Source organism: Desulfolutivibrio sulfodismutans DSM 3696 (assembly GCF_013376455.1).
GTDB lineage: Bacteria > Desulfobacterota > Desulfovibrionia > Desulfovibrionales > Desulfovibrionaceae > Desulfolutivibrio > Desulfolutivibrio sulfodismutans.
The window spans coordinates 3466087-3490785 of sequence record NZ_CP045504.1 but is presented as its reverse complement, the minus strand read 5'-3'; the positions used below and the strand labels follow the sequence as shown (position 1 = coordinate 3490785).

The following is a 24699-nucleotide window of genomic DNA, read 5'->3' as shown; positions in this document are numbered from 1 at the left end:
TACACGGCCCGTTTATTCTATTCGATGTTGCTGAAATTTCTGCCTGTTTATCCAGTTGTGCAAAAAAATTCCACCCTTTTACAGGCGCCCGTCAGACGTTAAAAAGGAAATGGATGACGTCGCCGTCGCGCACCTCGTAGTCCTTGCCCTCCAGGCGCATGACCCCGGCGGCGCGACACTTGGCCTCGGAGCCGTGGCGCACGTATTCCTCGTAGGAGATGATCTCGGCCCGGATGAATCCTTTTTCGAAGTCCGTATGGATCTCGGCTGCGGCCTGGGGGGCGCGGGACCCCCGGCGCACGGTCCAGGCCCGCACCTCCTTGGGTCCGGCCGTGAAATAGCTGATGAGCCCAAGCGTCTCGTAGCCCGTGGCGATGACCTGATCCAGGCCGCTTTTGACCACCCCGTAGGAGGCCAGAAACTCCTGCCGCTCGGCCTCGTCCATCCCGGCCAGTTCCTCCTCCATGCGGGCGCAGACCACGGCGAACCCCGCCCCCCGGGCGGCGGCATGTTCGGCCACGGCCTGGGCCGCCGGGCTCTCGCCGCTGATGTCGCCCTCGTCCACGTTGGCGCAGTAGATGACCTTTTTGGCGGTGATCGGCCTATTCTCGGCCAAAAATGCGGCCATGGCCGGCTCGTCCGCATCCGGCACGCTGGCGGCGGGCTGCCCGGTCATGAGGTGGGCCAAAAGCCTTTCCGCGCAGGCCAGGGCCTCGGACGCCTCCTTGTCCTTGCCCCCGGGCTTGGCCTGCTTTTTCAGGCGCTCCACCCGGGTCTCCATGGTCTGGGCGTCGGCCAGGATCAGTTCGGTCTCGATGATCTCCATGTCCCGGGCCGGGTCCACGCCGCCGTGGACATGCACCACGTCGTCCTCGGCAAAGGCCCGCACCACATGCAACACCACCCCGGTCTCCCGGATGTTGGCCAGAAAGCGGTTGCCCAGGCCCTCGCCCTGGCTCGCCCCCTTGACCAGCCCGGCGATGTCCACGAAGCGCACCGTGGCCGGGGTCACCACCTTGGGGTCCACCAGCTCCGCCAGGGCCGCAAGCCGCGCGTCGGGCACGGGCACCACGGCCGTGTTGGGTTCGATGGTGCAGAAGGGATAATTGGCGGCCTGGGCGTTCTGGGCCTTGGTCAGGGCGTTGAACAGGGTGGACTTGCCCACGTTGGGAAGCCCCACGATGCCGATGGAAAGCGACATGAACAAAAATCCTTTTTCGGTGCGGCGCGGGCGGGCCTAGCCCAGATCCCGGGTCCGCAACACGGTTTTGACGAGAAAGTTGAGCAGGTCGTAATCGCCCGCCATTTTCGAGACGGCCTTGGACAGGGTCTGTCCCAGCAGGCGGTCGAAATCCGGCTCCACATTGTCCCCGTTAAGCTTCCACTGGGTGCTGGCGTCGTAGGCCTTTTTCAGGATCGCCCCGTTGTTGTCCACGGTCACGTTCAGGACCACCCGGGCCTCGGCCGTGATCCCGCCCAGGCGCGGCGTCCCGGTATAGGTCAGGGTGGCGAGCTCCACGGTCAGGGTGCGGACTACGGATTCGGACGGGGCGGCCGGGGAAAACCCCTTGGCGACCAGCCCGTCTCCTGCGGCCCGGCGCAGGAGCTGGGCCACCTCCGGGTCCACGACCACGGTCCCGGCCATCTTCGAGTCCGGATTGCGCTGGCCCACGGTGGCGTCCGGCCGGGCATCGGCGGCCTCGACAACCACGGCCGCGCCCCGGCCCAGCTCTTCCTTCTCCACCACGGCCTGACAGGCCACGTTGGCCCGGTAGGCCCCGCATCCCGTGCACGACAAAACCGCCGCGCACAGCACACACGCCGTGGCGGTTCGGGAAAAAAAGCCGCGCATCATGCCAGGGCGGCCTTTGCCGCAGCCAGAACGGCGGCGTAGTCCGGTTCCTGAGTCACCTCCGGAACCACCTGGACGTAGGTCACGGTTCGCGCCGCGTTCACGACGAACACCGCCCGGGCCAGAAGCCGCAGCTCCTTGATGAGCACCCCGTAGGCCTCCCCGAAGGAGGCCAGGGCGTGGTCGGAAAGCGTCGTCACCCGATCCGCCCCGGCGGCCGCACACCAGCGTTTCTGGGCAAAAGGCAGATCCATGCTGACCACCAGGATGCGCACGTCGGGGCCAAGGCCCGTGGCCTCGGCGTTGAAACGCCGGGTCTCCAGGTCGCACACCGGGGTGTCCACCGAGGGCACGGACACCACCACCAGCACCTTCTCCGTGAAATCCGAAAGATGCGCCGGGGCCAGATCGTTGGTCAGGGCGGTAAAGTCCGGAGCCTTGGCCCCTGCGGCCACATCCTCGCCCAAAAGGGTCAGGGGGTTGCCCTGAAAGGTCACCACGCCTTTTTTCTCGCGCATTGCCGTTCTCCTTGCGGGCCCTCCCCCGGTTTGGGGACAGCGGCCCGTCTCACCCCTGTATTTCATCGTCGCGCCGCCGGCGTCAAGCGATCCCGCCGCAAATCCGCCCCCGGGCGGGGGCAGGGGCAGGGACAGGCGCGGGAACGGACAAGCCATCTCCCCAAGCGACAGGCCATGCCCCTTTCGCCTGTTCCGCGCAGGATCGGAGACGTCTTTCACCTCGGCCGACGGCTCTGGCGCCCGTTCCCCCGCTGCGCCCGGGCATGGACAATCCGGGGCGAATGCGGCAGGACGCGGGTGTCACGTAAAATCGGGACGCACGCCGTCCCAGGGAGGCCTGTCCGCATGACCCTGCCGCGCCGTTTCGCCTCGTGGGCGATCCTTGTGGCCATCCTGCCCGGCCTTTTCACCCCGGACACGGCCCGGGCCGCCGAGCCCTCGCCTGACCCCGGGATATCGGCCCTCACCCGGGCCGGGCTGGTGGAGGTCACGGCCCTGGACCCCACCATCCGTCTGGACATGCGCTACGCCACGACGAACAACTTCACCGGCCAGGCGGTCTACCCCTCGGGACGTTGTTTTCTGCGTCAGGAGGCGGCCATCCGGCTCGCGGCGGTGCAGGCCGACCTGCAAACCCGGGGCCTGGGGCTTGTGCTCTACGACTGCTACCGGCCGTTTTCCGTGCAAAAGACCTTTTGGGAAGTGACCCCGGACAAGGGCTACGTGGGCAGGCCCGTGGAAGAGGGCGGCAGACCCGTGTCCGGGTCCAAGCACAACCGGGGCATGGCCGTGGATGCGGGGCTGGTGGACGGGGAGGGCCGGGCGCTGCCCATGCCCACGGAGTTCGACGACTTCTCGCCCAGGGCTTCGAGAAATTTCACCGGCGGCGACCCCAAGGCTGCGGCCAACAGCCGACTTCTGGCCGAGGCCATGGCCCGGCACGGGTTTCGGCCCATTTCCTCGGAGTGGTGGCACTTCGACGCCGACGGCTGGAAGGCGTGTCCCCTCCTGGACGTACCGCTGCCGCCGGGAGAATGATCAGCGGGGCTGCTCCACCTGCGCCTCCGCGTCCCCGGCCAGGGGGAAAAAGACCACGAACACGCTGCCCCGGCCCGGGACGCTCCTGACCGTCACCGCGCCGCCGCAGGCCTTGACGATGCCATGCACCGCCGCCAGCCCCATACCCGTGCCCTGGCCCGGCGGCTTGGTGGTGAAAAACGGCTCGAAGATGCGTTCCATGATGGTCCGGTCCATGCCGTGCCCCGTGTCCCGCACGGACAGGGCGGCATAACGCCCGGGCGTCAGGTCGAGCACCGAGCGCACGGACTCGCCCAATCCGGACAGGGGGTCCGTCGTCTCCGGGGCCGAACCGCCCTCCGCGCCGCCGCCGTCGATCCCCACCACCTCAAGGGCCACGGCCAGCTCCCCGCCGTCCGGGGTCATGGCATGGGCCGCGTTCATGCACAGATTCACGAGCACCTGGTGCACCTGGGCCGGATCGGCCCTGATGGCCATGCCGCGCTCCGAGATGTCCGCCTCCATAGTGACGTTGGCCGGGGTCAATCCGCGCATGATCTTCACGGTTTCCTTGACCAGGGGATTTAAAATCAAGAGGTTTTTGACGGCATCCTCGCGCCGGGAAAAGACCAGGATCTGCTTGACCAGATCCCTGGCCCGCTCGGCGGCGTCCACCACGTCCGTCAGGGGACGGCGCAGGGGATGGTCTGCGTCCAGGTCGGACAGGGCCACCTCGGTATTGAGCAGGATGGGGGTCAGGATGTTGTTGAAGTCGTGGGCGATGCCCCCGGCCAACACGCCGATGGCCTCCAGTTTTTCGGCCTGGCGCAGGCGGCGCTCCAGCCGGATCTCATGGGTCACGTCGCGCACCAGGACCACATGGTTGCAGACCCGCGCGGTCTCGTCCCGGATGGGCGTGATGAGCACCTCGGCCACGTACTGGCTGCCGTCGCGGCGGGTCTGCCGGGCCCGGCCGGACCACTTGAGCCCCAAGGCCAGGATGCCGCGCACGGAATCGGTCAAAAACGGATCCACGCTGCGCTGCAACTCGTCCGCACCGACCCCGGCCATTCCCAGGCCCGAGCCCACGATGCGGGCAAAGGCCGGGTTGGCGTACTGGGCCCTGAAATCCCGGCCGATGATGACCATGCCCTCGGCGGCCTGCTCCACGGCGGCCACCAAAAGCATGCGTTCCTCTTCGGCGCGCTTGCGGGCCGTGATGTCCCGGGCCGCGCCCTCCACCCGCAACAGCTTCCCGTCCGGCCCCATGACCGCCAGGGCGTTGGTGGAAATCCACACCCGGCGTCCGTCCCGGCGATACACCTGGGCCTCGAAGTCGAACACCCGGCCGTTTTTGGCCAGGGTGCGCAAAAATTCCAGTCGGGCCTCCTGCTGGACATGGATGCGGCGCAGGATGTCGCCCTCCTCGGCGATGAGTTCGGCGGGCGAGGCGTAGCCCAGGATGCGGGCCATGGCCGGGTTGCATTCAATGATCCGGCCGTCGGGATAAAACTGAAAAATGCCCTCAGCCGAATTTTCGAAGATGCTGCGATACTTCTCCTCGCTTTGGCGCAAGGCCTCTTCGGCCGCCCGGCGTTCGGCGATGTCCGAGGCCATGGCGCACACGGCCTGGACGCTTCCGTCCTCGCCCGGCAGGGGAAAGATCGAGGCCACGGAAATCTCGCCCCGCCCCAGGCTGACGACCATGCCCGCGTTGCGGATGGCCGCGCCGCCGCGAAACACCCTGTCCACCTGACGCAAAAGCGCCCGGGCCTCGCGCTCGGGCATGAACTCCCCCACATGCCGCCTGCGAATCGCCGTAAGCGGCATGCCGAGCTTCTCGACCACCACCCGGCTCACATCCAGCACCAGCCCCTCCCGGGACAACACCAGGATGGCGGACAGGGCATGCTCAAAAAACACCTGATGCAGCCCGCCCAGCCCGGCGGCCATGAGCGTCTCGCCCCGGCTCGGCGCGGCCATTTTCTCCGTAGTATTTTCCTTATCAGCGACCATGATTCGTCCTGGCTTTTTCCCGTGGTCTTTGTCACACTCGGTGCAAGGCATGTGCAACTACCGCCCGGCATGGACTCATGGAAAAAGTGCTTATCGTCGAGGACAGCAAGGTATTCGCCCGCGTCCTCATCCGTAAAATTGAAGACGAATTGTTCTTCGATACCAGTTGGGCCTCAACCTACGAAGAGACCGTCTACATTCTTGAGGAAAGTCCCGAGCAGCCGGACTTTTTCGTGGCCGTGGTGGACCTGCACCTTCCCGACTCCCCGGACGGCCACACCGTGGACTACCTCATCGCCAAGGGCATCCCGGTCATCGTCTACACCGGGGCCTTCGACGAGGAATACCGCGACGCCATCTGGGCCAAGCGCGTGGTGGACTATGTGCTCAAGGAGGCCCCCGACAGCCTGGATTACGTCTGCAACCTCGTCAAGCGCATTTACAAAAACAAATACATAAGCATCCTGGTGGCGGACGATTCGGCCACCCTGCGCCGCCATGTGCGTCGGCTCCTTGAGGTCCACGACTTCTCGGTCATGGAGGCCTCAGACGGTGAGGAGGCCTTGCGCCTGTTGTCGCGAAACCCTGCGTTGCGCCTGCTGATCGCCGAATACCACATGCCCGGCATGGACGGCCTGGAACTCACCCGGGCCATCCGCCGCGAACACCGCAAGGAGGATCTGGCCATCATCGGCGTCTCGGCCAGCACCGAGGAGCTTTTATCCGCGCGATTCCTCAAGGTCGGGGCCAACGACTACCTGGCCAAGCCCTTTGCCAGCGAGGAGTTCTACTGCCGCGTCACCCAATGCCTGGACATGCTCGAACTGGTGCGCAAGCTCAAGGAAGCCTCCATCCGCGACGCCCTCACCGGCCTCTACAACCGCCGCTATTTCTTCGACGCCGGGAAAAAATTCCACTCCCTCGCCCTGCGCGACTCCATGACCCTGGCCGTGGCCATGATCGACATCGATTTCTTCAAGAAGGTCAACGACACCCACGGGCACAAGGCCGGGGACGAGGTGCTCAAGCATGTGGCCGAAGGCCTGTCCGGGCGCTTCCGGGGATCGGACATCGTGGCCCGCTATGGGGGCGAGGAATTCTGCGTGCTGGCCGTGAACATGAACCGGCAGGCGGCGCTTACCGTGTTCGACGAACTGCGCCGCAGCATCGAACGCTCACGCACCCGGGTGGATGGCGCGAGCATCTCGGTCACGGTGAGCATCGGCGTATGCTGCGAGCCGCACAAATCCCTGGAGGAGATGCTGGCCACCGCCGACGCCATGCTCTATCAGTGCAAGCGTTCGGGGCGCAACCGGGTGCTGGCCTCCTGAGCCTCCCCACGCCGCTTGCGGCATGCCCGGTTTCTTGGCCACCCCTCCAGGCGCGCGGCGAAAGGCTCTCCAAAGAAGCGCCAATCCTTTCCAGTCACTCACTTCCCCCAGGCGCGCGGCGCAAGGCCCCACACGCTGCGGAACCGGTCCTCCAGGGCCATCAGGTAGGCCGCAGCCCCGGGGCTTCCCTCGGCCGGGGCGAACGGCGCGAACCCCTTGGCCGATTCGGCCAGATATGGCCCGGCCTTGGCCTCGAAGGCGGCCGTTTCCGGGGCCAGGGCGAAAATGGTGTGCCAGACCCCGGGCAGGATGTCCGCCAGATGCACGCCGCGCTCCCGCTCAAGCAGGATGAAGTCCTTTTCCCTGGCGTTTCCCGCGTCATCGAACAACACCACGCCCAAGGCCCCGCGCAGGATCACGAAACTCTCCGCCTTCTCCGGCGCCACATGGCGATGCGGCTGCACGTAGCTTCCCGGGCACAGGGCATTGATCATGCGCTGCAGCGGATCATCGTCGGCGGCATGAAACCGATGGACCTCCCGGCCCCGGGGATTGTCCCGGGCCGCGCGGCAGGTGCGCACAATCAGGTCGTCGTCGGCCACGGCCACCCGGACATGGCCGGACACCGTGGCATGGTGGGATATCCGCTCGATCCGCGCCCCGCGCATGCCGCCTCCTGGTGTTGCGTTGGGTTGTCCGGGCCCGGCCTACAGGTTCAGGGCGGACTTGGCCGCCTCGCCCGCCACGTTCTCCACCGCGCCGTAGATTCCGGCCAACCGGGAGGACAGGCAGGCGTCGCGCAAAAGCAGCAGGGCGACAATGGCCCAAGAGCCCCAGCAGCAGAGCGTTTTCTCGCATCCCTCGGCCTGGTCGCGCCGCATCCGGAACAGGAAAAAGGCCGCAAAGCCCAGAGGCAGCATGACCCACCAGCGGACCATGACCCCGGTGACGAACATGAAAATCACGAACAACAGCGTCAGTCCCACGGCGGTCAGCGTGAAAGGGCTCATCTTGCAGCCCGTGCAGGCGTTTTGATCCATAACGCACCTCCCGTGCTGTGTGGCCGTCGTCGATGGCGCGGCCTGCCTTCTCTATAAAGTCCCCACCACAGGCTGTCCAGACGGCCACGGCGCCAAACGGCGGCCGCCTCCCGGTTCATCAGACGAAGATGTCCAGAAGCACCCCCAGGCCGAGCCCGGCGGCCACCACCCCGTTGATGGTGAAAAAGGCCATGTTCACCCGGGACATGTCGTTTTCCGACAGGATCAGGTGTTCGACCAGAAGCAGCCCGGCGCTGGCCGCGAAAAAAAGGAAATAAAACCAGGACAGCCCCGCCGCCCACCCGGCCAGGGCATAGAAAATCACGGCGTTGACATGGGCCAGGGAGGAAAAGGCCAGGGCCGCGCCCACGCCGAACCGGGCCGGGACGGATTTCAGCCCGTGCTGCCGGTCGAATTCCACATCCTGGCAGGCATACAAAATATCGAATCCCGCCGTCCAGAAGGTCACGCCCAGGCCGAAGAGCACGGCGCGCACGGAAAACGCGGGCTCATAGGCCAGCCAGCCGGCCACAGGCGACAGCCCCAGAACCGAACCCAAAATGAAATGGCACATCCAGGTGAAGCGCTTGGTCAGGCTGTAGAACCCGGCCCAGACCAGCACCACCGGCGACAGGGCCAGACACAGCGTATTGAGCCCGGCGCAGGCCGCAACAAACAGAGCCGCGCACCCGGCCGTGAACAGCGCCGCCCCGGGCACGCCCACCTCGCCCGTGACCAGCTCCCGCCGCTTGGTCCTCGGATTCTCCCGATCAAACCGCAGGTCCGCCAACCGGTTCATGGCCATGGAATAGGAACGCACCGCCACCATGGCCACCGTCAGCAAGAAAAACTTGCCCAATCCCGGCCAGCCCCCGGCGGCCAAAAACAGCCCCACATAGGCGAACGGCAAGGCGAACACCGAATGCTCGATCTTGACCAGCCGGGCATACCGCCCGGCCAACACGGCGAGTCGTTTCATGGAGCGCCTCCGGCGGCCGGGGGGGAAACTTTTTTGAAAAAAAGTTTCCCCCCCGGACCCCCTCTTCAAAAAACTTCATCGCGCTTCGCGTCCGCGCGCGGGAGCGATCACTTTCCCGGGACATCCCGGCTTCCCGGGCGTCGATCCCCGGCGCGGCGCGCCGGGGATCGACGCCCGGAAACCGGGGGGTCCGGGGGGAATGATTCCCCCCGGGCGGGGTTCGGGGCTGCAGCCCCGACGCCCGTTTATGCGTCGTCGCCCAGGGTGACGACGCCGTAATTTTTCTTGCCCTTGCGCACCAGCAGGATGCGTCCCGCCAGGAGGTCGTCGGTGCCGTAGGCGTGGTCTTCGGCGGCGACGCGTTGTCCGTTGATGGAGATGGCCCCGGCCTTGATGTCTTTGCGGGCCTGGGAATTGGACGGACACAGTCCCAGATCGGCCAGGAGTTTGGGCAGGGGCGGGATGGCCGAAAGGGACGGATAGGCCATGCTCGGCGCGGCCTCCAGGGCGGCGCACAGGGTGTCGGGATCGGCGGCGGCGAGGTCGCCTGCGCCGAAGAGGGCCTGGCTGGCGTCCAGGACTTTTTGGGTCTCGGCTGCGCCGTGGATCATGGTGGTGACCTCCAGGGCCAGCCGTTTCTGGGCCTGGCGCAGGTGGGGGTTGTCCGCCAGTTCGATGGCCAGGCTTTCGATGCTCTCGTGGTCGAGCAGGGTGAAGTACTTGAGATAGTTGATGACGTCGCGGTCATCGGTGTTGAACCAGTACTGGTAGAAGGCGTAGGGCGAGGTCAGGTTCTTATCGAGGAAGATGGCCCCCTTCTCGCTCTTGCCGAACTTGGCCCCGGAGGCCGTGGTGATCAGCGGGAAGGTCAGGGCGAAGGCCGGGGCGGGCCGGGAACGGCGGATGAATTCGAGCCCGGCGGTGATGTTGCCGAACTGGTCGCCGCCGCCGATCTGCAGGGTGCAGCCGCGCGTCTCGGAGAGATGCCGGAAGTCATAGGCCTGCAGGATCATGTAACTGAATTCGGTGTAGGAGATGCCGGTCTCTTCCCGGTTGATGCGACCCTTCACGGACTCCTTGGCCAGCATGTAGTTGACCGTGAAGTGTTTGCCCACGTCGCGCAGGAAATCGATGATGGAGAGATTTTTGGTCCAGTCCAGGTTGTTGACGGGTTCGATGTTGTCCGCCACGCCCATGCGCTCAAAAAAGCCCATGGCCTGGGTCTTGATCTTTTCCGCCGAGGCCTGGACCTTTTCGGCGGCATTGAGGGTGCGTTCCTTGTCCTTGCCGCTGGGATCGCCGATCAGCCCCGTGGCCCCGCCGAGCAGAAACAGGGGACGGTGTCCGGCCAGGGCGAAACGCGCCAGCCCGAGAAGGGGCACGAGATTGCCGATGTGCAGGCTGTCGGCTGTGGGGTCGAAGCCGCAGTAGATGACCCGGCCGGGGGAATCCAGATGTTCGCGAAGGGTTTCGGCGTCGGACACCTGGTTGACCAGGCCGCGCCAGGACAGTTCGTCAAAGATGTTGCGGGACATGAGCTGATCCATGGGGGATTGCGGGCGGCCTTTCGCCGTCCGGTGGGGGTGTAAGCGGAAATCGGCCGCCAGGGCGGCCGTGGTCAACTGCCGGAATTCTGGGCCGGGGCGTCCACCCGGGCCTTGGAGCGCAGGATGGGCTTGGCCTTGCTTATGCGTTCCAGCTTGGCCTCGACGCCGGGAACGGGGCTGTACACGTCCACAAGCACGTTGAGATAAAAGACGCCGCCGCGTATCTCGGTCTCGACGCGGGAGGCGAAGCCGTTTTTCTCAAGCTCGGCCTTGAGTTCCTCGGCGTTTTCGGACTTGGTGAAGGCTCCCACCTGATAGGTGTCGTGGGGCCGCTGCCAGTCATGGATGACGGGGTCGGAGCCACAGGAAGCGGCCGCAAGGGCGAGGCACAACACAAGAGGCAGGACGGCGCGGGTCATGTTCAGGTCCAATCAGTTGGGGGTTTCGGCCTTGGGCAGGGCGGATTTTTTCAGTTTGACCGGCGCCGACCGCTTGCGATCATCGTCGCTGTATTCCAGCACATCAGTCTTCCCGGCCTTGTTTTCCAAAACGAAATACAGCTTGTCGCCCACGGCCCGGATATCGGCCAGCCGCGAACAACTGTTGAAGCTTTGCACCAAGGCGCTTTTGCCGTCCGCGCCCACGGTGATCAGGTCGTAGACCACGGGGCAGTCCACGTTTCCAAGCCCCCGGCGCAGGAGTACGGCGTCGAAGCCGTCGTCGAGCTCCCCGACGCTCATGTAGGATTGGGCCGTCAGGGGTTCGCCCTTGCTCTGGTGGATCGGTTTCCCCCGCAACGTGACAACATGGTCCGCTCCCTGGCGCACGACTTCCAGGGGGCCCGCCACGGTCAAATAGACCGACTGGCGATCCGGCCCTATGGCATACCCCGGGACACTTGACAGCATCACGGCCGCACATGCCGCCGCGCAAAGCATCAGCCGACTGGCGCAAAGTTTCATTTTGGCTCCCTGGGCGAAGGTGTGCCGCGAAATGGCGGACAACCGTCTCATTCCTGGCAGGCGTGCCGCCATCCCTGTATTTGTACGGCCTTCCCGGTCTGGGCGTCAATATCGATCACCGCGCCCTGCAACTCCACCGGCCCTTTGGACAGGACGAACCGCTGGGGCATCCCGGTGAGGTAGCGGCGGATGACGGCCTGGGGATCCATGCCGATGGCCGAGCGGATGGGGCCGCTCATGCCCAGGTCGGTGATGTAGGCCATGCCATGGGGCAGGATCTGGGCATCGCTGGTCTGGACGTGGGTATGGGTGCCGCACAGGGCGCTTATGCGGCCGTCGAGATAATAGGCCATGGCCTTTTTCTCGGAGGTGGCCTCGGCGTGGAAATCCAGCAGGCGCACGGGCACGTCGCCGGGAATTTTGCCGATGAGTTCGTCGGCGGCTCGGAAGGGGCAGTCCAGGCTGTTCATGTAGGTCCGCCCGAGGAGGTTTAGGACCGCAAACGGCGGCTTGCCGTCCAGGCCGTAGACGCCAAGGCCCGCCCCGGGCGTGCCGGGGGGATAGTTCGCCGGGCGCAGCAGCCGGTCCGTGCTCTCGAAATAGACCTGGATCTCGCGATGTTTGAAGACATGGTTGCCCGAGGTGATGACATCCACGCCGCAGGCCAAAAGCTGGGAAGCGGCCTTGACGGTGATGCCCAGGCCCCCCGAGGCGTTTTCGCCGTTGGCCAGGACCACGTCCACCTCAAGTTCCCGGCGCAGCCGGAAAAGACCGGCCACCACCGCGTCGCGCCCGGGACGGCCGACGATGTCGCCCAAAAACAGGATGCGCATGGAGACGTTTCCTCCCGGAAGCGTTGCGGACGGCCGCCCCCCGGGGGGACGGGCCGTCCGAATACGGGCCGACCGCGCCACGGGCGCGGCCAGGGTGCGCCAATCCTATTTTGCGTAGCCCACGGCCCGGCGTTCGCGGATGACCGTGACCCGGATCTGTCCCGGATAGGTGAGGTTGTCCTCGATCTGCTTGGCGATGTCCTTGCACAAAAGAAACGTCTTGTCGTCGTCAATGGCGTCGGAATCGACGACCACGCGAATCTCGCGCCCGGCCTGGATGGCGTAGGCCTTGGTCACGCCCTCGAATTCCGTGGCCAGATTTTCCAGCTCCTCCAGACGCTTGACGTAGCTCTCCAGAAGCTCCTTGCGGGCCCCGGGCCGGGCCCCGGAGAGGCTGTCCGCGGCCTGGACCAGGATGGCCAGGATGGATTTGGGCGGTACGTCCTCGTGGTGGGCCTGGATGGCGTGGATGATGTCCCCGCCCTCGCCGAATTTTTTGGCCAGATCCGCCCCGATGACCGCGTGGGGGCCTTCGATCTCGTGGTCCACGGCCTTGCCGATGTCGTGCAGCAGTCCCGCCCGCTTGGCCTTTTTCACATCCAGGCCCAGTTCCGAGGCCATGATGCCGCACAGGGTGGACACCTCAAGGGAGTGCTGCAGGACGTTCTGGGAATAGCTGGTGCGGTATTGCAGGTGCCCCAGAAGGCGCACCAGTTCGGGGTTGATGCCGTGGACGCCGATGTCGAAGGTGGCCTGTTCGCCGATCTCGCGCAGCTTGACCTCGAATTCCTGTTCGACCTTCTTGACGATGTCCTCGATGCGGGCCGGATGGATGCGGCCGTCGGTGATCAGGCGCTCCAGGGCCATCTTGGCCACCTGGCGGCGGATGGGGGAAAAGGCGGAGAGGATGACGGTTTCCGGGGTGTCGTCGATGATCAGGTCCACGCCCGTGGCCGCTTCCAGGGCCCGGATGTTGCGTCCCTCACGGCCGATGATGCGCCCCTTCATCTCTTCCGAGGGCAGGGTCACGGCGGTGACGGTCTGCTCGGCCACGAAATCGCCGGCATACCGCTGGATGGCCAGGGCCAGAATCTTCTTGCCGCTTTTATCCGCCGTCTCCCGGGCCTCCATCTCGATCTGGCGGATCATCTTGGCCGCCTCGTGCCGGGTGCGGCTTTCGGTCTCGGCCATGACCAGCTTCTTGGCCTCCTCCACGGTGAGTCCGGAGACCTCCTGGAGGCGTTGCAGATGTTCCTCGGAGGCGCGGTCCAGGATCTCCTGCTTCTCGGTGAGGGTGCGTTCCAGGCCGGCCAGGCGTTTTTCCGCGCCCAACATCTCGCTTTCCCGCTCCACGATCTGTTCCTGCTTCTCTTCGAGCTTCTCCTGCTTGCGGGAGAGCTGGGCCTCTTTGGCTTCAAGGGTCTGGGCCCGGTCCTTGTACTCGGCCTCCAGTTCCTTTTTCTGGCGGAACAGGTCGTCCTGGGCCTGGACCAAAAATTCCTTTTTATGGGCCTGGGCCTCTTTTTTGGCCTCTTCCAGGATGCGCTCGGCCAGGGAGCGGGATTCCTTGAGGGTCTTCTGGGAGATGAACTGGTAGAGGTAATATCCGCCAGCGCCTCCGGCGCACAGGGACGCGAGGATGATGAAAACGGTAAAAAAATCCATGACGGCTCCTTCAAAGCGGAAAAGTTCCGCATAAACCGGAGACGGATCCGTCGGTTCGGCGCTGGTGGGGAGAGTCGTGGGCGTTCGTGCAGGGGAGAGCCCTGCCGCGTCAGGCAAATCCGGCGACTATCTGGGTGTCTCGGAATCCGGCCAGGCCGCGTGGCGTGGCTGTCGGGCTCTACCCGGGGATCCGAAACGTTTTCCCCGGAGCGCCGTGTCGGCAATTTTTTTGAACCTTGTTGCCAAGGTGGACGCCAAGGTACGACCTTCAGGCCCCCCGGTGAGACCCGGGTTCGCACACCGACCGTAACACGCGGCATCCTATTTTTGAGTATCGGCTCAAAAATGAATCGTCGATCACGCACACTCCAGGGAAACGAACATCATCGCCAAAATCCCGCCTGCCCGGCGGTCACTCTTCTATTTTCTTCAAAAGCCCGACCATACGCGCCCTCGCGTCATCGAGCCTTTGATTAGACATAAGCACGTCGTCGGCCAATCCAAGGGCCACGAACGCCAAAAGCTTCTCCTTGCCGAGCGCTTTCCCGCCCGATCCGAGCAGTTTGCATCGTTCCTCCACCAATATTCTGGCGGCCTCGACGCGATCCGGTTCCGCGTCGGTCTTGAACGAGAGCGTAAGGCCCAAGATCTCCAGGTTGTAGCTGGGCATCTCACAGTTTTCCCGCCAAACGACCCCTCAGACCGCCACCCACACATGCTTCCGACGGCAGGGCGCTGGGCGGGGTTTAAGCGATTTCCTCCTGAATCCGTTTCAAGAGCGAATCGATCCTGGTGGTGATCGCATCACGTCCCTGCCGCTCCACGTCAAGTTCGGCTCGAAGGGAACTGTTCTCGGCCTCCAAGGCCTTGACCTTGGCTAAAAGGCGCTCCACGCGATCTTCCAGGGCTTCGAATATATCCATAAAGATGATTCCTAGCCTCTTCCACGGCGAAAATCAAGACGCTGGCCGTTTTCGCATGATATTGCTCTGACGCCCCCGGGCTACGGCAAGCGTGCCATCCGGCACGTCGTGGGTGATGACGGAACCAGCGCCAATCAACGCATCCGCACCTATCGTCACGGGCGCCACCAGGGAGGTGTTGCTGCCGATGAACGCGTTTTCGCCGATGACCGTGGCATGTTTGTTTTTGCCGTCATAATTGCAGGTGATGGTTCCAGCCCCCACGTTGGTTCCGGCCCCCACCTCGGCATCGCCCAGATAGGTCAGATGTCCGGCCTTGACGCCCCGGCCCAGGACGGACTTTTTGACTTCCACAAAATTTCCCACCCTGGCCTCTTCGCAAAGGACAGCCCCAGCCCGCAGGCGGGCAAAGGGGCCGACCTTGCACAGCGGGCCCACCGTGGCCCCGTCCAGGTGGGAAAAAGGCAGTATTTCACATCCCGGGGCCAGCGTGCAGTCGCGTATCCAGACGTGGGACCCCACCTTCGTCCCCGCCCCGACGGCCGTGCCGCCGTACAGTTCACAGGGACCGGTCATCTCCGCCCCCGGGGCGACGGTCACCCGCGGCCCCACCCGGACCTGTCCGGGATTGCGCACCAAGACCCCCTGATCGAACAGGTCGTCCACACGGCCCGCCCGCAAGGCCTCTTCGGCCTGAGACAGTTCCCGGGGGGAATTGACTCCCAGCAGGGCAGCGTCCCGTCCCCGCTTGATGGCCGCCACCACGCCGCCGGACTGGGCGGCCATCTCCACCAGATCGGTGATGTAAAATTCGCCGCTTTGATTTTCATTGCGCAAAAGCGGCACGAGTCTTTGGATCACGGACAGACGCAGGAGATACAGGCCCGCATTGATCTCCCCCGTGGCAGGCCCGTGACGCGACGGGTCATGGTCCTTGGCCTCCACGATCCGCACCCCGTCCGAGGTGCGAACCACCCGGCCATAGGCCCCTGGCTGGTCAAGCTCGATGGTCGCAAAGGCCACATCGGAATCCATCTCCAACGCCTTGGCCACGAATCCGGCCAGAATATCCGTCGTCAGAAGCGGCATGTCGCCGTTGACCACCAGGACATGCCCATATCCTGCGGCCACGAGGACCGGCAGGGCCGTGGCCAGGGCGTGTCCGGTTCCAAGCTGCCGGTCCTGGACCACAAAGCGGCCTTCCCATTCCGGGAAGGCCTGGCGCACCGTATCCGCCCCGTGTCCGACCACCACATGGAGCCTGTCTTCGCACACCGGGGCGCAGGCCCGAAGGACATAGGACAACATGGGATCGCCCAGGATGGTCTGCAGCACCTTGGGCGTCTCGGAATGCATCCGGGTTCCCTTGCCCGCAGCCAAAACCAGTCCGCCTACCCCTGCAAACATCGTCATCGTGCGCCCTCCACGTCCAACATGATGATTATCTGCTGCCGGAACCTGCCAGCGTGGCCTCTTCCCGGCATTTCATGCGCATGATCGACCGCTGCAAGGCCGCCTTGGCCCGGGCATAGTCGATCCGCTCCCGCCGTTCCGCCTCCAGACGGTCCAAGGCCCGCTGCCGTGCCTTTTTGGCCCGTTCCAGATCGATCTCCTCGGGCAGTTCGGCAACCTCCGCCAGGACCGTCACCGTATCCCCCGAAACCTCGACAAATCCACCGGCCACAAACAGGTAATGAGGCCGTCCATCCTGCTTGTACATCATGTTCCCGATGCCCAGGGCGGACAAAAACGGCACGTGTCCGGGGAGAAGGCCGAACTCTCCCAAAAGGCCCGGCGCGCCCACATAGTCCACGCTTTGTTTCAGAACCAGCCGCTCCGGGGTCACCACTTCCAGCAACAATTTCCTGGCCATGGAGCCTCCTTCATCCGGGGGATCGCCTCCCGCTGTTTCGAACAGCCGGGGTGTCCCGAACATGTGTCCATCTGAAATCGGTTACCATCATTTGTAGAGGCACGAAAGGGCTCACAACCTGCCTTTCATCAAAAATTACATGACTGTGGACCAACACACGACGGGCGCTGTCAAGGTTGACACCAGTACAAGCGGCCACAATCTGCCTTGACACACATTGTAGTCGGCCAGGATTTCGTCCCAGGACAACTTCATGGCCACCCGTCCCATGGCGCATTCAAAAACAAAGGTGGCTGCTGTCCAGCTTACACCTACGGCAAAAGCTGTCCATACCGTGGCTTCGTTCCAATATTGCACCATAATCCCGGTGGAAAGAAAGATCAAAAGACACAGGACCACCGTCATCAGGCGTCGTACCCTGGCGTCTCCCAGGCGTGGCGCAAGGACACGGTCTCGCACCAGCCCCAAAATCACGGCCATCAGCAAAAAGAGAAACCAGACGATGCCGGCGGAAATAACGACCACAAGCGCTCCCGGGAATGAAAAAGCGGGCCGCCGAAGCGGCCCGCCGTTATTGCGTGCTCTCACTTTTCCCGCCGGGGCGGGCGCTCCCCAAAGGCCCGGCTATGCTGCGTCGCGCACCTTCATGCGCAGGATGGAACGCTGCAATGCGGCCTGGGCCCTGGCGAAGTCGATGTTTTCCTGGGCCTTGTCCAGGCGCGCCTTGGCCCGTTCCTGGGCCTTTCTGGCGCGCTCCACGTCGATGTCCTCCGGCTTTTCGGCAACTTCGGCCAAAACCGTGACCTTGTTGCCGGAGACTTCGGCAAATCCGCCCGAGACAAAGACGAAGTGGTTTTTCCCGCTCATCTTGTACATCAGGCTGCCGATGCCCAGAGCCGACAGAAACGGGATGTGGTTGGGCAGGATGCCGAACTCGCCCAGAAGGCCCGGCGCGCCCACGTAATCCACGCTATGGCTCAGGACAAGCTTGTCCGGAGTGACGATTTCCAGGAGCAACTGTGCCATGGAAGTTATCCTTTCTTGGCGTTTTCAATGACCTCGTTAATGTCGCCGACCATGTAAAAAACGCCCTCGGGAATGTCGTCGTGCTTGCCTTCGATGATTTCCTTGAAGCCCTTGATGGTGTCTTCAAGCTTCACATAGCGGCCTTCCTTGCCGGTGAACTGCGAGGCGACGAAGAAGGGCTGGGACAGGAAGCGCTGAATCTTCCGGGCCCGGGACACGGTGAGCTTGTCTTCGTCCGAGAGTTCGTCCATGCCCAGGATGGCGATGATGTCCTGGAGATCCTTATACTTCTGCAGGATCTGCTGGACTTCGCGGGCCGTGACGTAGTGGTCGCCGCCCAGGACCAGAGGGTCCAGGATGCGCGAGGTGGAGTCAAGCGGATCCACCGCGGGGTAGATGCCAAGCTCGGCGATCTGACGCGAAAGGACCAGGGTGCCGTCCAAGTGCGAGAACGTGGTGGCCGGCGCGGGGTCGGTCAAGTCATCAGCGGGCACGTACACGGCCTGCACCGAGGTGATCGAACCCTTTTTGGTCGAGGTGATACGTTCCTGCAGGGCGCCAAGGTCGGTGCCCAGGGTCGGCTGGTAGCCGACCGCCGAAGGCATGCGGCCAAGCAGCGCCGAGACTTCGGAACCGGCCTGGGTGAACCGGAAGATGTTGTCGATGAAAAGCAGCACGTCCTGTCCTTCCACATCGCGGAAATATTCCGCGCAGGTCAGGGCCGACAGCGCCACGCGGGCACGGGCTCCTGGAGGCTCATTCATCTGGCCGTAAACAAGTGAGGCCTTGCTCAGGATGTCGGCGTCCTTGAACTCGTGGTACAGATCGTTGCCTTCACGGGTCCGCTCGCCCACGCCCGCGAAGACCGACAGGCCGCCGTGGTGCTTGGCGATGTTGTTGATGAGCTCCATCAGAACGACGGTCTTGCCCACGCCGGCGCCGCCGAACAGGCCCATTTTGCCGCCCTTGGGAAAGGGGATCAGGAGGTCGATGACCTTGATGCCGGTTTCCAGAAGCTCGATGCTGGTGCTCTGGTCCACGAAGGCCGGGGCCGAACGGTGGATCGGCATGGTCACGTCGGTATTGACGGGCCCCATTTCGTCCACGGGGCGTCCCACGACATTCAGAATGCGTCCCAGGGCCGCTTTGCCCACGGGCACCCGGATGGGCGCGCCCGAGTCCGTGGCTTCCATGCCGCGCACCAGACCGTCAGTGGAGTCCATGGCGATGCACCGGACCACGTTGTCGCCCAGGTGCTGCGCCACCTCGACCACCAGGTCGGGAGCGTAGACGTTGTTGGTGTTTTTGATGTCGAGGGCGTTTAAGATACTCGGCAGTTTGCCCTCGGGGAACTCGACGTCGATGACGGCGCCGATGACCTGCACGATTTTTCCGATATTCGCGCTCATTTACACTAGCCCCCTTCCTATCCTTTGAGTGCTTCGGAACCGCCGACGATATCCATCAGTTCCTTGGTGATGGCCGCCTGCCGGGCCTTGTTGTAGACCAGGGTGAGCGAGCTCACCAAGTCGTCGCAGTTTCTGGTGGCGTTATCCATGGACCGCATGCGTGCGGCATGCTCGCTGGCGGAGGTGTCAAGCAGTCCACGATAGAGCTGGACGTTGATGAACCGGGGCAACAGCTCCGCAAGGAGCCCTTCCACCGACGGTTCGTAGATGTACTCCAAACCGCCCCCGGTCTCCTTCGGCGCGTCAGCCTGTTCCTCGGGGGACAGGGGAAGCACCGTGAGCTGGGTCGGTTCCTGGCGGGCCAGGCTGATGAACTTGCCAAAGCACATGACCACTTCGTCGTACTTCCCGCCGACGTATCCGCCGATGACCTCGGAGCCGATCCGGGTGGCCAGGGTGAAGTCGAACGAGTTCATCTCGTTGACGTAGGCCTGGACCGTTTCGAACTCAGACCGGCGGAAGGCGTCGCGGCACTTGCGTCCCACGCACACGACCTTGACGGTCTTGCCCTCGGCGGCCTTTTTGCGGGCCAGCTTCTGGGCCATGGTGGTGATGGTGTTGTTGAACGCCCCGCACAGGCCGCGATCAGAGGTGATGACGACCAGAAGGACCGTCTTTATCTCCGCGTGCGGCTCCAAAAGCGGATGCACCGAAGGATCCGCGCCTTTGGCCAGATCGCCGAGCATCTCGTAGAACTTGTCGGCGTAAGGCCGGAAGCGCTCGATGCGCGCCTGGGCGTTGCGCAGTTTCGCCGAGGCCACCATGTTCATGGCCTTGGTGATCTGCTTGGTCTTTTTGACCGCGTTTATCTTAACCTTGACGTCTTTCAGCGCAGGCATGGCTTCCCCCTTCCGGCACTAGGCCTTGAAGCCCTTCTTGAACTCCTCGATGGCCGCGCCGAGACTGGCGATGAGCGCCTCGTCAAGCGCCTTCTTCTCCTTGATGGCCGCCACCACGTCGCTTTTGGCGTTGCGCATGAATTCCAGGAGACCCTCCTCGAATTTGCGAACGGCATCGACGGGCACATCGTCCATGAACCCCCGGGTTCCGGCGAACAGGGAAATCACCTGCTCCTCGACGGCCATGGGGCGGTACTGAGGCTGCTTGAGCAACTCGACCATGCGTGCGCCACGGTTGAGCTTAAGCTGCGTGGCCTTGTCCAGGTCCGAACCGAACTGGGCGAAGGCCGCCAGTTCGCGGTACTGGGCCAGATCCAGGCGCAGGGTGCCCGCGACCTGTTTCATGGCCTTGACCTGGGCCGCGCCGCCGACGCGGGAGACCGACAGACCGACGTTGATGGCCGGACGGATACCGGCGTTGAACAGGTTGGGCTCCAGGTACACCTGACCGTCGGTGATGGAGATGACGTTGGTCGGGATGTACGCGGACACGTCGCCGGCCTGGGTTTCAATGATCGGCAGGGCGGTCAGCGATCCGGCGCCCAGCTTGTCGTTGAGCTTGGAGGCGCGCTCCAGAAGGCGCGAGTGGAGATAGAAAACGTCGCCGGGGAAGGCCTCACGACCTGGGGGGCGGCGCAGAAGCAGGGACATCTGGCGATACGAGACGGCCTGCTTGGACAGATCGTCGTAGATGATCAGGGCATGACGGCCGTCGTCGCGGTGATACTCGGCCATGGTGCAGCCGGAGTAGGGCGCGATGAACTGCAGCGAGGCGGGCTCGGAGGCAGTGGCCGAAATGATGGTGGTGTATTCCATGGCCCCGTAGCGACGCAGGGTCTCAGCCACCAGGGCGACGGTGGATTTCTTCTGACCCACGGCCACGTAGAAGCAGTACACGCCCTGTCCCTTCTGGGCCAGGATGGCATCCAGGCACACGGCGGTCTTGCCGGTCTGACGGTCGCCGATGATCAGCTCGCGCTGTCCCCGGCCGATGGGGGTCATGGCGTCGATGGCCTTGAGTCCGGTGTACATGGGCTCATGCACGGACTTTCTGGCGATGATGCCCGGGGCCTTGATTTCGACGTTACGGGTTTCGTTGCTTTCGATGGGTCCCAGTCCGTCGATAGGGTTGCCCAGGGGGTCAATGACCCGGCCGGCAACGGCCTGTCCGACGGGCACGGAGAAGATTTTCCCGGTGCGCTTGACCTGGTCGCCTTCCTTGATGTGCGTGTCTTCACCCAGAAGGGCCACACCCACGTTGTCCTCTTCCAGGTTGAGCACCAGACCCATGACGCCGCCGGGGAACTCCAGAAGCTCCATGGCCATGGCGTTCTGCACGCCGTAGACGCGGGCAATCTGGTCGCCGACGGACAGCACGGTCCCGGTCTCGCTCATCTCCACGCGAGACTCGTAATTCTGGATCTGCTTCTCGATAATCTGGCTGATCTCTTCCGCTTTGATTTGCATGGCCCTAATCACCCCTCTTGATTTGTTCTTTCAATATCTGCAGTTGGGCGCGAAGGCTCGCGTCCAGAACCTTGTCGCCGACTTTGAGCATGACGCCGCCAAGGATTTCCGGATCGACAGCGAAGTCCAAGACCAGCTTCTTGCCGGTCTGGGCCTCCAGTTTGGATTTGATTTGATCCCGGCGAGCTTCGGCGAGGTTCAGGGCGGTGACCAACCGGCCGCGCACCACTCCCTGGGCTTCGTCCAGGAGGGTCCGAAAATAGACCGCGATCTCGGGCAGGAAGGCCAGACGCTCCTTCTCAGCCAGGAGTCCCAGAAAATTCCTGACCATGGGGCTTACGGCGAGCTTGGCCAGCACCCCGTCCAGCACCGCCTTCTTTTCAGAGGCGACGAAGATGGGATTGGCGAAGACCCGCATAAGCTCAGGCGCTTTCTCCAGGACCGCAGCCAACTCTTCCAGATCCTTGCCGTAGGCGGAGACGGCATCGCCGCCCTGCCCAAGCCCGAGGGAAAAGAGGGCTTTGGCATATCTGCGAGCGATAATGTTCCCGGTCAATTGAACACCACCTTTGTTAAATATTCATCCACCAGCTTGTCCTGATCCTTCTCCGAAAGCTTCCCGGCGAGCATCCCCCGGGCGGCATCCACAACCATGTCGGCCATCTCGGCGCGCAGACGCTCCACGGCCAGTTTGGTTTCCTGTTCGGCGGTCACGGCGGCCTGGGCCTTAATCGCGACGGCCTTCTCTTCGGCGGCTGCAACGATGGAGTCGCGCAACGCCTCGCCCTGCTTGCGGTACTCGTCCACGATCTGCCGTTTTTCAGCCTCAAGATTGGCGATCGAGGCCTCAATGGTCTTTAGGCGTTTCTCGGCTTCGACTTTACGGGTTTCAAGATCGGAGAGCTGGTTTTCAATCTGCACGCGACGGCCACGGAAAAAATCGCCCATCTTTTTCCCGGCCAGTTTCCAGATGACCCCAACCACCAAAACGAAGTTGATGACGCGGAACCCGAAATCCTTCCAGTTGAGCCCGTGCGCCTCGCCACCTTCGGCCGACGCCCACGCGACAGCGGCCATGGCCAGAACCAACAGCGCCCCCACGGCGGTCACTTTGATGAAACCTTTCAATGCACCCCTCCCTTTCTCTTAGGAAATACCCGGCGACCGAACCGGTCCCTACGCCACGCCGCCTAAAATCCTGCCAACGGCCTTTGTCGCCATGGCGTCCACGCCAGCTTCCAGGGCGCTCTTGGCGACCTTGGTCTGCGAGGCGATCTCGGTGCGGGCCTTGCCGAGCGACTCGGCAACATCCGCCCCGACTTTGGCCAGAATATCTTTTTCCTGGTCGAGCCCCTGCTGCTTCAGGGCCAGGCGATCCTGCGTGGCGGCCTTACGGGCGTCATCCAGGGCCTTTTCGTAGTCGGCCAGCTTTTTGTCCGACGACGAGGCGAATTTTTCGATGCTTTCCATCTGGGCACCCATGAAATCAGCGCGCTGTTTCATGATTTTCCGGATGGGCGCCACCAGAAGCACGTTGAAGAGGATCAGGATGAGGACAAAATTGATGAGCTGGACGAGAAAGGTGTAGTCAAGATCAATCATCGACGCCCTCCGGGAGGTTGTGAAATTTTTTGCAAAGTCAGAGAGCGCCTGTAGCCGATTTCACCCGGCCTGTAAAGCCTTTTTTCCCAAATAGCGACTCCTGACGGGCCTGCCAGGCGTGCGCCACGGGCCGAAAACCCCGGTCATCCGGGCTGTTCGGCGGCGGCGGATGAAATGGCCGCGTGCGGCTCGGAAAAGTCGCCCATGACCACCTGGCCCTCGATTTTGGCCCCGTCCTCGACCACCAGCGTCGGCGTCCGCAAAACGCCGCGAAAGATACCGCCTTCGTGCAGCACCACCTTGCCTGCCGCCGCCACCTCGGCCTCCACCAAGCCGCCGCAAAAAAGCCGGGCCACCTGGATGCGTCCCGACACCTTGGCGGATTTGCCCACCATAAGCGTGCCGTCGGAGACGATATCCCCGTCGAACTCGCCATCAATGCGCACAATGCCATGGAATGTCAGGCGACCCTGGTAGGACGTCCCGGCCCCGAGAAAGGCGTTGATCTCGTTTTTACCCATTAAACACCCTTCTGCCGCCACATCCCCGTACCGGCGCAACGCTCACGATTTCTTGAACACGAACCGGCGCATGGAGACATTGACGACGATTCCCACCAGACAAAAATTGACGATGGTGGCGCTGCCCCCGTAGCTGATAAACGGCAGGGGGATTCCCACCACCGGCATGATTCCCAAAACCATACCCATGTTGATGAGGATTTGCCAGAAAAAATAGAAAAAGACCCCGGCGGCCAAAAAACTGCCGAAGCGATCCTTAGAGGTTCTGGCCGTGGAGTAAATCTGTAAAAGAAAAAAACAAAACAGGACCAAAAGGGCGATGCAGCCCACAAAACCCCACTCCTCGGCAAACACCGCCAATGCAAAATCTGTATGTTTTTCAGGTAAATATCGCAGCTGACTCTGGGTGCCTTCCAAAAAACCCTTGCCCCACATCTGCCCCGACCCGATGGCGATACGCGACTGGATGATATGGTAGCCCGTCCCCAGGGGATCCTTTTCCGGATCGAGAAGCGTCAGAATGCGCTGCTTCTGGTAGGGTTTGAGCACGAACCAGCCGCAAGGCAGAAGCACCGGCACGGCCACCAGCAAGGACTTGAACACCGGCCCCGAGATGCCCCGGTACAAAATGAGCCCGCATAAAAGCAACAAGATGTTCAGGCCCGTACCCAGATCCGGCTCCACGACCACCAAAAGGGCCGGAACAAGCCCCAGCCCCACCACGGCGAACAACTCGATCCAGCCGAGCTTCTCGGACCTTTTGGCCAAGAGCTTGGCGCCAAGGATGAGCACCGCGAACTTGGCCAGTTCGCTTGGCTGGAAATTAAAACTGCCGATCTCGATCCACCGTCTGGCCCCGGACACGGTCCTGCCAGTCAAAAGCACCAGGATCAGAAGCAGGATGGTCACGAAAAAAAGCGGCCAAGCCACGTTGCCCAGGTGCTTGTAGTCCACCAGGACCACCAGCAGCATGGCGAACAGGCCGCAGCCGCCCCAGATGATCTGCTTGTTGAAAAACGATTGCAGCGACACCTCCTCGCCCATGCGGAAGCCGCTGGCCGAATAGAGGTTGAGGACGCCCACGGCGAAGATCGCCAGGGCCAGGATCAGGAGGGGCCAGTTGACGCTGACGATGAGTCTGCGGTCGATGGGGGACATG

The 24699-nt window shown here is 63.4% G+C and carries 28 protein-coding genes and 1 other RNA gene; 2 read left to right on the top strand and 27 right to left on the bottom strand.

The features are described 5' to 3' along the window. Positions 1-91: 91 nt before the first annotated feature. The 3 genes from ychF to tpx are packed head-to-tail and all read right to left on the bottom strand — an operon-like array spanning position 92 to position 2370. Positions 92-1201 (bottom strand): redox-regulated ATPase YchF, encoded by a 1110-nt coding sequence (gene ychF, locus GD606_RS15985; protein ID WP_163302879.1) that lies wholly within the window; start codon positions 1199-1201, stop codon positions 92-94. 36 nt (positions 1202-1237) lie between these two features. After that, positions 1238-1855: a YajG family lipoprotein gene (locus tag GD606_RS15980; protein WP_163302880.1), complete on the bottom strand. Its 618-nt coding sequence runs from the start codon at positions 1853-1855 to the stop codon at positions 1238-1240. After that, entirely contained in the window at positions 1852-2370 is a 519-nt protein-coding gene (gene tpx / locus GD606_RS15975; protein ID WP_163302881.1) for a thiol peroxidase, read from the bottom strand. Before tpx ends, GD606_RS15980 begins: the two co-directional genes overlap by 4 nt. A 345-nt stretch (positions 2371-2715) precedes the next feature. Between tpx and GD606_RS15970 the strand changes: the two genes are divergently transcribed. Then, positions 2716-3408 (top strand): M15 family metallopeptidase, encoded by a 693-nt coding sequence (locus GD606_RS15970; protein ID WP_163302882.1) that lies wholly within the window; start codon positions 2716-2718, stop codon positions 3406-3408. Here the strand turns inward: GD606_RS15970 and GD606_RS15965 are convergent, their stop codons facing one another. Next, a complete protein-coding gene (locus GD606_RS15965; RefSeq protein ID WP_163302883.1) occupies positions 3409-5403 on the bottom strand; it encodes a PAS domain-containing sensor histidine kinase in 1995 nt (664 codons plus the stop codon). It lies immediately after the preceding gene. Between the two features lie 77 nt (positions 5404-5480). Here GD606_RS15965 and GD606_RS15960 point away from each other — a divergent pair, with 77 nt between their 5' ends. Then, positions 5481-6734, top strand: a complete 1254-nt coding sequence (locus GD606_RS15960) for a diguanylate cyclase (protein ID WP_163302884.1) — start codon at positions 5481-5483, stop codon at positions 6732-6734. A 98-nt stretch (positions 6735-6832) separates the two neighbouring features. On the opposite strand, the gene GD606_RS15955 is transcribed toward GD606_RS15960, so the two are convergent. From GD606_RS15955 to rodA, 23 genes are all read right to left on the bottom strand, one after another. After that, positions 6833-7402, bottom strand: coding sequence for a WbuC family cupin fold metalloprotein (locus GD606_RS15955; RefSeq protein WP_163302885.1), 570 nt, complete (start codon positions 7400-7402; stop codon positions 6833-6835). A 39-nt stretch (positions 7403-7441) separates the two neighbouring features. Continuing rightward, positions 7442-7774, bottom strand: a complete 333-nt coding sequence (locus tag GD606_RS15950; protein WP_176629326.1) for a hypothetical protein — start codon at positions 7772-7774, stop codon at positions 7442-7444. A 118-nt stretch (positions 7775-7892) separates the two neighbouring features. Next, a complete protein-coding gene (locus tag GD606_RS15945) occupies positions 7893-8753 on the bottom strand; it encodes a UbiA-like polyprenyltransferase (protein ID WP_176629325.1) in 861 nt (286 codons plus the stop codon). A 245-nt stretch (positions 8754-8998) separates the two neighbouring features. Continuing rightward, on the bottom strand, positions 8999-10288 hold the full coding sequence (gene tyrS / locus GD606_RS15940) for a tyrosine--tRNA ligase (protein ID WP_163303074.1): 1290 nt from the start codon (positions 10286-10288) through the stop codon (positions 8999-9001). A gap of 83 nt (positions 10289-10371) precedes the next feature. Further along, the gene (locus GD606_RS15935; protein ID WP_163303075.1) at positions 10372-10719 is read right to left on the bottom strand and encodes an SPOR domain-containing protein; all 348 of its coding nucleotides are present in this window, start codon (positions 10717-10719) and stop codon (positions 10372-10374) included. 12 nt (positions 10720-10731) lie between these two features. Further along, a complete protein-coding gene (locus GD606_RS15930) occupies positions 10732-11262 on the bottom strand; it encodes a hypothetical protein (RefSeq protein WP_246298843.1) in 531 nt (176 codons plus the stop codon). Between the two features lie 47 nt (positions 11263-11309). Continuing rightward, positions 11310-12095, bottom strand: a complete 786-nt coding sequence (locus GD606_RS15925; protein WP_163303076.1) for a TIGR00282 family metallophosphoesterase — start codon at positions 12093-12095, stop codon at positions 11310-11312. A gap of 105 nt (positions 12096-12200) precedes the next feature. After that, on the bottom strand, positions 12201-13760 hold the full coding sequence (rny, locus tag GD606_RS15920) for a ribonuclease Y (RefSeq protein WP_163303077.1): 1560 nt from the start codon (positions 13758-13760) through the stop codon (positions 12201-12203). A gap of 197 nt (positions 13761-13957) precedes the next feature. Beyond that, positions 13958-14138: non-coding RNA, 6S RNA (gene ssrS / locus GD606_RS15915), on the bottom strand. A gap of 34 nt (positions 14139-14172) precedes the next feature. Beyond that, the gene (locus GD606_RS15910; protein ID WP_163303078.1) at positions 14173-14430 is read right to left on the bottom strand and encodes a cell division protein ZapA; all 258 of its coding nucleotides are present in this window, start codon (positions 14428-14430) and stop codon (positions 14173-14175) included. Between the two features lie 76 nt (positions 14431-14506). Beyond that, positions 14507-14683, bottom strand: a complete 177-nt coding sequence (locus GD606_RS15905) for a cell division protein ZapB (RefSeq protein ID WP_163303079.1) — start codon at positions 14681-14683, stop codon at positions 14507-14509. Between the two features lie 33 nt (positions 14684-14716). Then, positions 14717-16090, bottom strand: a complete 1374-nt coding sequence (gene glmU, locus GD606_RS15900; RefSeq protein ID WP_163303096.1) for a bifunctional UDP-N-acetylglucosamine diphosphorylase/glucosamine-1-phosphate N-acetyltransferase GlmU — start codon at positions 16088-16090, stop codon at positions 14717-14719. Between the two features lie 34 nt (positions 16091-16124). Then, positions 16125-16556, bottom strand: a complete 432-nt coding sequence (locus GD606_RS15895) for a F0F1 ATP synthase subunit epsilon (RefSeq protein ID WP_163303080.1) — start codon at positions 16554-16556, stop codon at positions 16125-16127. 135 nt (positions 16557-16691) lie between these two features. After that, entirely contained in the window at positions 16692-17081 is a 390-nt protein-coding gene (locus GD606_RS15890; protein WP_163303081.1) for a hypothetical protein, read from the bottom strand. 99 nt (positions 17082-17180) lie between these two features. Beyond that, complete coding sequence (locus GD606_RS15885; RefSeq protein ID WP_163303082.1) at positions 17181-17582, bottom strand: F0F1 ATP synthase subunit epsilon; 402 nt, start codon at positions 17580-17582, stop codon at positions 17181-17183. Positions 17583-17587: 5 nt separating this feature from the next. Beyond that, positions 17588-18991, bottom strand: coding sequence for a F0F1 ATP synthase subunit beta (gene atpD, locus GD606_RS15880; RefSeq protein ID WP_163303083.1), 1404 nt, complete (start codon positions 18989-18991; stop codon positions 17588-17590). A gap of 17 nt (positions 18992-19008) precedes the next feature. Next, positions 19009-19890 (bottom strand): F0F1 ATP synthase subunit gamma, encoded by an 882-nt coding sequence (locus GD606_RS15875; protein ID WP_163303084.1) that lies wholly within the window; start codon positions 19888-19890, stop codon positions 19009-19011. Between the two features lie 18 nt (positions 19891-19908). Beyond that, a complete protein-coding gene (atpA, locus tag GD606_RS15870; protein ID WP_163303085.1) occupies positions 19909-21417 on the bottom strand; it encodes a F0F1 ATP synthase subunit alpha in 1509 nt (502 codons plus the stop codon). A gap of 4 nt (positions 21418-21421) precedes the next feature. Beyond that, complete coding sequence (locus tag GD606_RS15865) at positions 21422-21973, bottom strand: F0F1 ATP synthase subunit delta (RefSeq protein WP_163303086.1); 552 nt, start codon at positions 21971-21973, stop codon at positions 21422-21424. Then, a complete protein-coding gene (locus GD606_RS15860; RefSeq protein WP_163303087.1) occupies positions 21970-22545 on the bottom strand; it encodes a F0F1 ATP synthase subunit B in 576 nt (191 codons plus the stop codon). The genes GD606_RS15865 and GD606_RS15860 overlap by 4 nt, the downstream gene beginning before the upstream one ends. Before the next feature lie 48 nt (positions 22546-22593). After that, positions 22594-23019, bottom strand: a complete 426-nt coding sequence (locus GD606_RS15855) for a F0F1 ATP synthase subunit B (protein WP_163303088.1) — start codon at positions 23017-23019, stop codon at positions 22594-22596. 143 nt (positions 23020-23162) lie between these two features. Then, positions 23163-23540 (bottom strand): bactofilin family protein, encoded by a 378-nt coding sequence (locus GD606_RS15850; RefSeq protein ID WP_163303089.1) that lies wholly within the window; start codon positions 23538-23540, stop codon positions 23163-23165. Positions 23541-23582: 42 nt separating this feature from the next. Beyond that, the gene (gene rodA, locus GD606_RS15845; protein WP_163303090.1) at positions 23583-24698 is read right to left on the bottom strand and encodes a rod shape-determining protein RodA; all 1116 of its coding nucleotides are present in this window, start codon (positions 24696-24698) and stop codon (positions 23583-23585) included. Position 24699 lies beyond the last annotated feature (1 nt).

Coding starts and splice junctions, on each gene's coding strand:
- ychF (WP_163302879.1), bottom strand. CDS start 1,201: ATGTCGCTTTCCATCGGCATCGTGGGGCTTCCCAACGTGGGCAAGTCC.
- GD606_RS15980 (WP_163302880.1), bottom strand. CDS start 1,855: ATGATGCGCGGCTTTTTTTCCCGAACCGCCACGGCGTGTGTGCTGTGC.
- tpx (WP_163302881.1), bottom strand. CDS start 2,370: ATGCGCGAGAAAAAAGGCGTGGTGACCTTTCAGGGCAACCCCCTGACC.
- GD606_RS15970 (WP_163302882.1), top strand. CDS start 2,716: ATGACCCTGCCGCGCCGTTTCGCCTCGTGGGCGATCCTTGTGGCCATC.
- GD606_RS15965 (WP_163302883.1), bottom strand. CDS start 5,403: ATGGTCGCTGATAAGGAAAATACTACGGAGAAAATGGCCGCGCCGAGC.
- GD606_RS15960 (WP_163302884.1), top strand. CDS start 5,481: ATGGAAAAAGTGCTTATCGTCGAGGACAGCAAGGTATTCGCCCGCGTC.
- GD606_RS15955 (WP_163302885.1), bottom strand. CDS start 7,402: ATGCGCGGGGCGCGGATCGAGCGGATATCCCACCATGCCACGGTGTCC.
- GD606_RS15950 (WP_176629326.1), bottom strand. CDS start 7,774: ATGGATCAAAACGCCTGCACGGGCTGCAAGATGAGCCCTTTCACGCTG.
- GD606_RS15945 (WP_176629325.1), bottom strand. CDS start 8,753: ATGAAACGACTCGCCGTGTTGGCCGGGCGGTATGCCCGGCTGGTCAAG.
- tyrS (WP_163303074.1), bottom strand. CDS start 10,288: ATGTCCCGCAACATCTTTGACGAACTGTCCTGGCGCGGCCTGGTCAAC.
- GD606_RS15935 (WP_163303075.1), bottom strand. CDS start 10,719: ATGACCCGCGCCGTCCTGCCTCTTGTGTTGTGCCTCGCCCTTGCGGCC.
- GD606_RS15930 (WP_246298843.1), bottom strand. CDS start 11,262: ATGAAACTTTGCGCCAGTCGGCTGATGCTTTGCGCGGCGGCATGTGCG.
- GD606_RS15925 (WP_163303076.1), bottom strand. CDS start 12,095: ATGCGCATCCTGTTTTTGGGCGACATCGTCGGCCGTCCCGGGCGCGAC.
- rny (WP_163303077.1), bottom strand. CDS start 13,760: ATGGATTTTTTTACCGTTTTCATCATCCTCGCGTCCCTGTGCGCCGGA.
- GD606_RS15910 (WP_163303078.1), bottom strand. CDS start 14,430: ATGCCCAGCTACAACCTGGAGATCTTGGGCCTTACGCTCTCGTTCAAG.
- GD606_RS15905 (WP_163303079.1), bottom strand. CDS start 14,683: ATGGATATATTCGAAGCCCTGGAAGATCGCGTGGAGCGCCTTTTAGCC.
- glmU (WP_163303096.1), bottom strand. CDS start 16,090: ATGTTTGCAGGGGTAGGCGGACTGGTTTTGGCTGCGGGCAAGGGAACC.
- GD606_RS15895 (WP_163303080.1), bottom strand. CDS start 16,556: ATGGCCAGGAAATTGTTGCTGGAAGTGGTGACCCCGGAGCGGCTGGTT.
- GD606_RS15885 (WP_163303082.1), bottom strand. CDS start 17,582: ATGGCACAGTTGCTCCTGGAAATCGTCACTCCGGACAAGCTTGTCCTG.
- atpD (WP_163303083.1), bottom strand. CDS start 18,991: ATGAGCGCGAATATCGGAAAAATCGTGCAGGTCATCGGCGCCGTCATC.
- GD606_RS15875 (WP_163303084.1), bottom strand. CDS start 19,890: ATGCCTGCGCTGAAAGACGTCAAGGTTAAGATAAACGCGGTCAAAAAG.
- atpA (WP_163303085.1), bottom strand. CDS start 21,417: ATGCAAATCAAAGCGGAAGAGATCAGCCAGATTATCGAGAAGCAGATC.
- GD606_RS15855 (WP_163303088.1), bottom strand. CDS start 23,019: ATGATTGATCTTGACTACACCTTTCTCGTCCAGCTCATCAATTTTGTC.
- GD606_RS15850 (WP_163303089.1), bottom strand. CDS start 23,540: ATGGGTAAAAACGAGATCAACGCCTTTCTCGGGGCCGGGACGTCCTAC.
- rodA (WP_163303090.1), bottom strand. CDS start 24,698: ATGTCCCCCATCGACCGCAGACTCATCGTCAGCGTCAACTGGCCCCTC.